Annotated in this window: 7 protein-coding genes; 2 read left to right on the top strand and 5 right to left on the bottom strand. The window is 56.2% G+C overall.

The genetic code is table 11. The annotated features are described in order from the left end of the window. Positions 1 to 169 (bottom strand): DUF4372 domain-containing protein (locus Q363_RS47175; RefSeq protein ID WP_425387810.1); only part of this gene is annotated, 169 nt, incomplete at its 3' end. Positions 170 to 305: 136 nt separating this feature from the next. On the opposite strand from Q363_RS47175, the gene Q363_RS29785 reads away from it, so the two are divergent. After that, positions 306 to 800, top strand: a complete 495-nt coding sequence (locus tag Q363_RS29785) for a hypothetical protein (protein ID WP_035357975.1) — start codon at positions 306 to 308, stop codon at positions 798 to 800. A 103-nt stretch (positions 801 to 903) separates the two neighbouring features. On the opposite strand, the gene Q363_RS29780 is transcribed toward Q363_RS29785, so the two are convergent. After that, the gene (locus Q363_RS29780; protein WP_035357972.1) at positions 904 to 1404 is read right to left on the bottom strand and encodes a hypothetical protein; all 501 of its coding nucleotides are present in this window, start codon (positions 1402 to 1404) and stop codon (positions 904 to 906) included. A 60-nt stretch (positions 1405 to 1464) separates the two neighbouring features. Here Q363_RS29780 and Q363_RS41575 point away from each other — a divergent pair, with 60 nt between their 5' ends. After that, positions 1465 to 1752 carry a hypothetical protein gene (locus Q363_RS41575; RefSeq protein ID WP_157467871.1) on the top strand — a complete coding sequence of 96 codons (288 nt, stop codon included), beginning with the start codon at positions 1465 to 1467 and terminating at the stop codon, positions 1750 to 1752. Between the two features lie 236 nt (positions 1753 to 1988). Here Q363_RS41575 and Q363_RS37055 read toward each other — a convergent pair whose 3' ends face one another. The 3 genes from Q363_RS37055 to Q363_RS29765 form a co-directional block, all read right to left on the bottom strand. Continuing rightward, on the bottom strand, positions 1989 to 3371 hold the full coding sequence (locus tag Q363_RS37055) for an energy transducer TonB (protein ID WP_157467868.1): 1383 nt from the start codon (positions 3369 to 3371) through the stop codon (positions 1989 to 1991). 1334 nt (positions 3372 to 4705) lie between these two features. Next, positions 4706 to 4999 carry a four-helix bundle copper-binding protein gene (locus tag Q363_RS47510; protein ID WP_483782914.1) on the bottom strand — a complete coding sequence of 98 codons (294 nt, stop codon included), beginning with the start codon at positions 4997 to 4999 and terminating at the stop codon, positions 4706 to 4708. 441 nt (positions 5000 to 5440) lie between these two features. Beyond that, on the bottom strand, positions 5441 to 6022 hold the full coding sequence (locus Q363_RS29765) for a beta-class carbonic anhydrase (protein ID WP_035357967.1): 582 nt from the start codon (positions 6020 to 6022) through the stop codon (positions 5441 to 5443). Positions 6023 to 6475: the final 453 nt, after the last annotated feature.

Raw genomic sequence — 6475 nt, 5'->3', positions numbered from 1 at the left:
TCAGACTGTGGGCCCGTCCCAGTTGGCAGAACAGCATGGCGATGAACTGACCCCAGCAGGTAAAGCCTCGGGCGTGCCTCTCGGCTCGATGCTTGCCAACCGCAGCCTCGAAATCGGAGCGCGAAAACAGTTGCAGGAGTTGGCTGAAAATACTGCATACTCGATTCATGGTGGATGCCTTTCTCATGCGTCAAGTGGTCTTCTCAGGACCCACTTCACTCTACAGGAGGCTCCACCTGCCTCACCCTTGAGCCTTGTTCTCAAAGGCTAATTTGGACGACAGTGAGCTCGCATATACTCCGTGAATGGAAGCGATCAAGATTGTTGCCTTGTGCATCGTAGCCGGAGCCATCTACGGCGTCCTGCACGATCAGGTGACGGCCCGCGTTTGTCTTGAATATTTCACGGTGTTCCATCCGGCCATATTCCATACCCAATCACCCACTCTTCTCGCTCTCGGCTGGGGCGTTCTCGCAACATGGTGGGTAAGTCTATTTCTCGGGATAATGCTTGCTATCGCGGCCCGTGCGGGCTCACGCGCCAAACTTACCGCCTCTCATATCTTCCGGCCATTGCTCAAGCTCCTCGCCATAATGGTAATCTTCGCTTTGGCTGCGGGCATCATCGGTTATTTCCTGCAAGGCCTCGGCATGGAATACTACGCCACGGCCATCCCAAAACAGATACGTCACACCTTCTATGCCGACCTCTGGGCTCACGAAATGTCGTATCTGACTGGGCTGATCGGCGGGATCATTCTCTGCATCATCGTCTGGCGTAGCCGAAGGACCCAGAGCTGATAGCAAGCCTTGGTCATGTCCCTACCGTGAGGAGTCCCAAGTTGCCGAAAATGTGACTTTTCAGGCACTACGTGCAGCCGAGTGCCTATGCAGCCACCCGCCATCAGCCCAATTTGATCTCGGGCGTCTGAAGTGTTGCCATGTCAATCAGCCCCTTCGGGTCTAACTGGACGTGGAGGATCGCCTCGCCCACCGCAAACCAAAACCAACGAGGGATAGGTCGCTTCAGTACGGAGCTCGTACCGCCGCCTCCTCTTCTTATGTGCTCTCCCATCCTACGAAGCAGTTCAGTCTCGGAATCGCCCAACGCAACGCCATTTGGCAATTGCCCCGAATATCCTGCAAAGCCCTCGTGACCTTCACGGTGCAAATGAAAAGCGGCAACGTATAACACCTTCGGATCGGTAATCTTTTCTGAAGGCACTACCCAAGGAGCCTCCTCGAATACAACATCGACCCCTTCAGGCTTGAACTCCAGTGATCCGTAATACTCATCACGATGGATGTTGGATATTTCGTGTCCAAAGAAGTTTCTTACTACCGGATCATTCTCAGAACGGCCCAACAGAGACACGAGCTGGTCAAAACTAAAATGGGTGCTCATATGTCATCGGCATCCTGTTGCTGTGCTCCAGGCGCGGGACTCGCAGACGTGGATGCGGACTTGGACAAGGACATCACGACCTCGAAGCCATTCTACCCAGAAATGTTTTCTATATCGCCGCACTCCTCAAAAACGGGGATTTTGAGAAAGTTCCCAGCAAGTTACCGAAATCGCGACTTTTCAGGCGCAACGAAGATCACGTCCGATAAGCCGACCTTCTATGAGCAGGTCACTGCCGTCAAGCTTTTGTTTTTTCTTCATAGGGCTTTTGTCTTTGTTGTTGGTTTGGTTGCAACGCATGTTGCTCTCCACCGTGTTTCTATACGCACTCTGTGTGAGCTGTCTTGATGCAAGCTCGGTGCCAACGGGAATTTGGCCTAAGAGAGGGATTCGCAGTAGACTGCGTCCACCGCCAGTTGGTCTTGTGAGCCGTTTTCTCTGCCCCGACAAACTAGAAACCGGCTGAAATCCCCGCGAATCTCCGCTTCTTAGACACACTCTGTCTGCAGAGAAACGCGCCGTCGACTTATTGTCTAGGCAATTTGGCGTTCTTCTCCAAAAACCGGCCGTTCGCCGCGACCCTCTTACCGCCGCCGAAAGTTCACCGTAACAATCGTCGCCACATCCTCAGGCTGTCCATTCAGCAGATAAGGTTGATACCGCCACTGCCGCACCGCATTCGACGCCGCTCTCCGCAGCAGTCGATGTCCTCGCAGCACATGCGTCGCCACCACCTTCCCGTCCCGCGACACCACCGCCAGCATAATCACCGGTCCCTTCATGTGGATCAGTCTCGCCAGCTTCGGATACGCAGGCTCTGGAGCCGAGATCAGATTCGCCGCCATAACGCCCGACGAAACCGAAACCGCGTAGACTCCCATCCGTTTCGACGGCAAGCTCCCCATCGAAGGCGATATGGGCATCGGCCCCCCAATCGTCCCACTCGCCGCAGCCGGAGGCATCGGCTCACCCGCTGCCGGTTTCGCTCTGACAACAGGGCCACTCGCGTCCGGCCGGACCGCCATCGCATCCACGGCAGAACCCGCCCCAGCACCACTCACAGCAGCAGCAGTCCCCGCTACGCCGCCGCGATCAGTCTGTCCCGCCGGAATCCTGGCCCCCGAGTCCGAAGACCCTCCCGCCGCTCCTTCAGCAGGCCTCACCGTAGAGACCGTCGGCTCTCCAACTGGTCCCGCCGCAGGCCGCGCCCAGGGATGCATAATCACCACGGCCGCCACCGCCAGCCCTGCAACCGCGGACATCGCAAACCCTCCCGACCGCACGCGCGAACTTCTGCGCTTCGCATCGTCACTCACTGCCGGTCTCAACGCGGGCGCCGCAGCCCGTTGCACCACGCTCGTCTCAGCGTCGGAGTCTCCCTCTGACATAACCTCCGGTCCCGGACTCTCAGACGCCAACTCCCCGTCCTCAGCGCCCATCGACATTGACCACGCCCGCGAATAAAACTCCGTCGCAGCATGCGGATGAAACCCGCCAATAGCCTCGCCGGCCCCAGCCGCTAGGTCGACCACCCCAGCGACAGCCGCCACCCCCGCCACATCCACTGGCCCCGCATCTCTCGCGACATCCCCCGCCGCAACATCGTCCAAAGCCTCAGCCCGTCGACCTCGCATCGCCTTACCCAGAAACCCCAGCAACTCCCGTACCGGCTCCCGCACCGCCTCGCCAGCCTCGGCAATCCTCGCGCCGCCCATTGCCACCGTCATCAGTTCCAGCAGCTCCGTAATCGCAATCGTCCCTTGTTCGCGGTACACCACCGACCGCGTCAGCGAAGCCAGCTCCTCACGAAACGTCCCTGGCTCCCTCAGCGCCTGTGCAAACGCCGCCAGGTCCTCCGGTGCCCCGAACCGCATCTCCCGGCTTGCAAAAAACTCACGCAGCTCAGCGACATATAGCGCAAAACGCCCGCCGTCGGCCATCCTGGTGACCCCGCCACCCGGGTTCACTTTCGCCGCCTGAGTTTCCATGCAAACTAAGATGCGTACCCCGCGCGACAGATAATCCGGTTACCGCGAAAATTCGTAAAAATTGAACCGGCGCCGCCGTTCTGGAATTCAAATCTTCAGCAATTCAAATACGATAGAGACTTCCCCAATCAACCTGCTCATGTGCGTCAGCAACCTAGACTTTCAGCGGAACCACGTTGAATCGACACAGCCGCTTGGTTGGCCTCTGACGAGGGAGAATGAGCTTATGTAGCAGTGCTCAGATGAATTGCCAATTCCTTCCCGGTGCTCTCATTGAGACGGACCCGAAGTGGGTAGGAGTTTACTCCCGGAGCCGAGAGGCGAACATAGAACCAGAAAGCCCCCGGCTCACGGACACCTCTTTCTGGATGATTACAGTATTTTGAGCATGTCCAATGGCAACCGCGAAACGGGGATTTCGGCAAGTTCGACGCTTCCAGGCTGGATATCCCGAAGTTGAACAGTTTGGTTGTGATGGTTGTTTCCGGAATCTGATGTCCGCGCACCGCCATACCGCACGAGTAATTTGAGTGGAACGCCCCCGTTCATCCTACGGTCTACTGCGGAGGCATACGATCCACGGATCTTCGGAGAACTGCTGATCCGGTGGTATCATAAATACGATGATGTATTTCACCACCTCGGCACTCTGTCGCATGTGTTGTTCGAACACAGCGTGGGCAGGGGCTTGTTCAGGTGAATGCCGGTTCAGTTAGCCGGACTCCTTAGAGTTTTTTGAAGAACAGCCGTAATGGCCCATGAGGAATTCTCTCGTGGGCCATTTGTTTTTTGAGGAAGAGGTAGCGAGGTGCTTGATCAAAGACATTTTGTGATGCGGAAGGTGTCTACAGGCTCGCAACGAAAGGCTTGGTACTCTCCTTCGACAGGCGATCTCTACTGCGGTATATGCCTGCGTGGGCGCGTTCATTCTGCGATCGGCTCCGAATGCACCGTATGCAACAGCCAAGTGGTCCGGGAGTTCGCGGTTCTACCAGGAGGCTCCAGACGACCTGCCAGCGCGACCATTCGCGCTGAACGCAGGAAACGAGAGGAACAACGAGCGGCCGCGACGGAGCGGATAGGCAACTTACTTGTGATGCGTGCGGGGTAAATTTGGGATGCCGTGCCGAGCGCGGCCGAGAGGCGAATCGGTAACTGTTGCTAAGTCGACGGCAGAAGCTGATCCGCGAGGCTGGGGCGGAGCTTACACCCGCCCCGTCTCAATTGGGAGACGGGAGTTATCTGCAAATTCTGCTGTGCACTGCTCTTTGCGAGAGAGCCAGAAAGGCCAGTCCTGTATCCCGAGACATTTACTAAGCTGCCATCGGCATCTTGGACATCATGGTGCAGGAATCGGCGCAACGCCTGCACATCTCGGCGCAACGCATCATCATCTCGTTGCCGTTGGCCATCTTTTCGCACATCGTGGCGCAGCTCATGCAGATCTCGGCGCACATGCCGCAAACTTTTGGACACACCGGACTCATGCGCATCATGCACTTCATGGCCATATCGCACATGTCCGAGCAATCCTGCATCATGCACATCATCTCGGCAGACATGCTCATGCCGCTCTTCATGCACATCATCATTGTTTCGCTGCACATCGCCATACAGCTACAACAATCGTCCATACAGCGCTGCATTTCCTGCGTACGCTCCATAGTCATCATGGTGTTCTCTCCAGTTTGGATTTCCGCGTTGTTCGCGGATGCGAACAGGGTAAACCCATTCAAGCGCTCATGTCTTCAGGATTACTGACCAGCTATAGATGATTCAGGAGATACGCTGAAACCAATAATGTTGCCTTGCCTCTTAACTGCACTCTCATTTTGCACTGTGGCATCACGACAAGCATGAGAATCCGCGGCAGGCAATTCAACCTGTACTTCTTTGGCGCTCTGCCAATTCTGTCGATCGGAACTGGAATATACCTCGCCACTCATCATCCACAAAGCATGACATCGGCCTTGGCCATTCTCCTGACAAGCATCGCTGCCACCTCCGCTTTGGGCGGAACTTATAGCGTAGCGGCTTTTCGCTTGACTTCAGATGGCAGCACCCGCTTCAGAAGCTCGGTCAACTTCAAGCAGTTTGCCCGTCTTAACGTCATAAACGTATCCGTAGATCGGAATTGAAGGTGGAACGAGCGGGTGCTGCCGTATCCGAAACACATCGTCAATCACAACCTGCTTCTGGTCTGGTATCGTGAGCCAATCGATAAACTCGCCAGCGCGAGATCCCGGTCCTTTGCCCACATCCTTGAAGCCCTCGGACGTTAGCTCAGCAGCCTCAAGGCTACTGCCTAACAATCCTCGAATCGTATCGTTCGTGAAGAACTCCATGCCGCAATTTGTGTGGTGAATGACGAAGAACTCACGGGTACCAAGCAACTTGTAGCTGATCACAAGGGAGCGAATCGCATCATCGCTGGCGCGGCCCCCAGCGTTCCGGATCACATGCGCATCCCCTTCGCTCAATCCGGCGAACTTGGCTGGATCGAGGCGCGCATCCATGCACGTGAGAATAGCGAAGCGGCGGGCTGGAGGGACCGCCAAATCGCCCTTGCTCCCGAAGGAATCAACATAACGAGCGTTTGCTTTCAGGACATCATCGAGAATTGCACTCATAGGGAACCTCTTCTTGTGGATTGGGGTTATATGTTTGCGCCAGCGCTAAACTGAATAGGACCTATGGCTCCCCCAGCAAAGGTGCAGAATTTCGATCCATGAGCCGGGTAGGGCAAATTCACGGTCCCATAGGGATTGCTCTGAATCCCGCAATCTGGCCTGCTTTATGAGTTTTTGCCGGAAGGAACTAGCGGCCGTCCGTAGACGCCATGCCACTCAATTCAGCAGGGCATGCCTCTGAAGAGTCGCAACAACAGCGATCAGACTTGATCAACATGACAACGAGCACAGAACCTAGGTCCTCTGAGGTCAATCCCTTGCTACCTGGCTATTTTTGCCCAACGCCTCGAAAAGGTAAAATTGGCGGGGTCAGCCGCGCTGGGTGGTGTCGGCCATCCTCGTTTCACTGTCTCGGCTGGCCGTCCCGACGGTCCGCTTGTACCCTGGTCGCCA

Source organism: Edaphobacter aggregans DSM 19364, assembly GCF_000745965.1.
GTDB classification, from domain to species: Bacteria; Acidobacteriota; Terriglobia; order Terriglobales; family Acidobacteriaceae; genus Edaphobacter; species Edaphobacter aggregans.
This window is presented reverse-complemented; position numbering and strand designations above follow the sequence as displayed.

Coding starts and splice junctions, on each gene's coding strand:
- Q363_RS29765 (WP_035357967.1), bottom strand. CDS start 6,022: ATGAGTGCAATTCTCGATGATGTCCTGAAAGCAAACGCTCGTTATGTT.
- Q363_RS47510 (WP_483782914.1), bottom strand. CDS start 4,999: ATGTGCAGCGAAACAATGATGATGTGCATGAAGAGCGGCATGAGCATG.
- Q363_RS29785 (WP_035357975.1), top strand. CDS start 306: ATGGAAGCGATCAAGATTGTTGCCTTGTGCATCGTAGCCGGAGCCATC.
- Q363_RS29780 (WP_035357972.1), bottom strand. CDS start 1,404: ATGAGCACCCATTTTAGTTTTGACCAGCTCGTGTCTCTGTTGGGCCGT.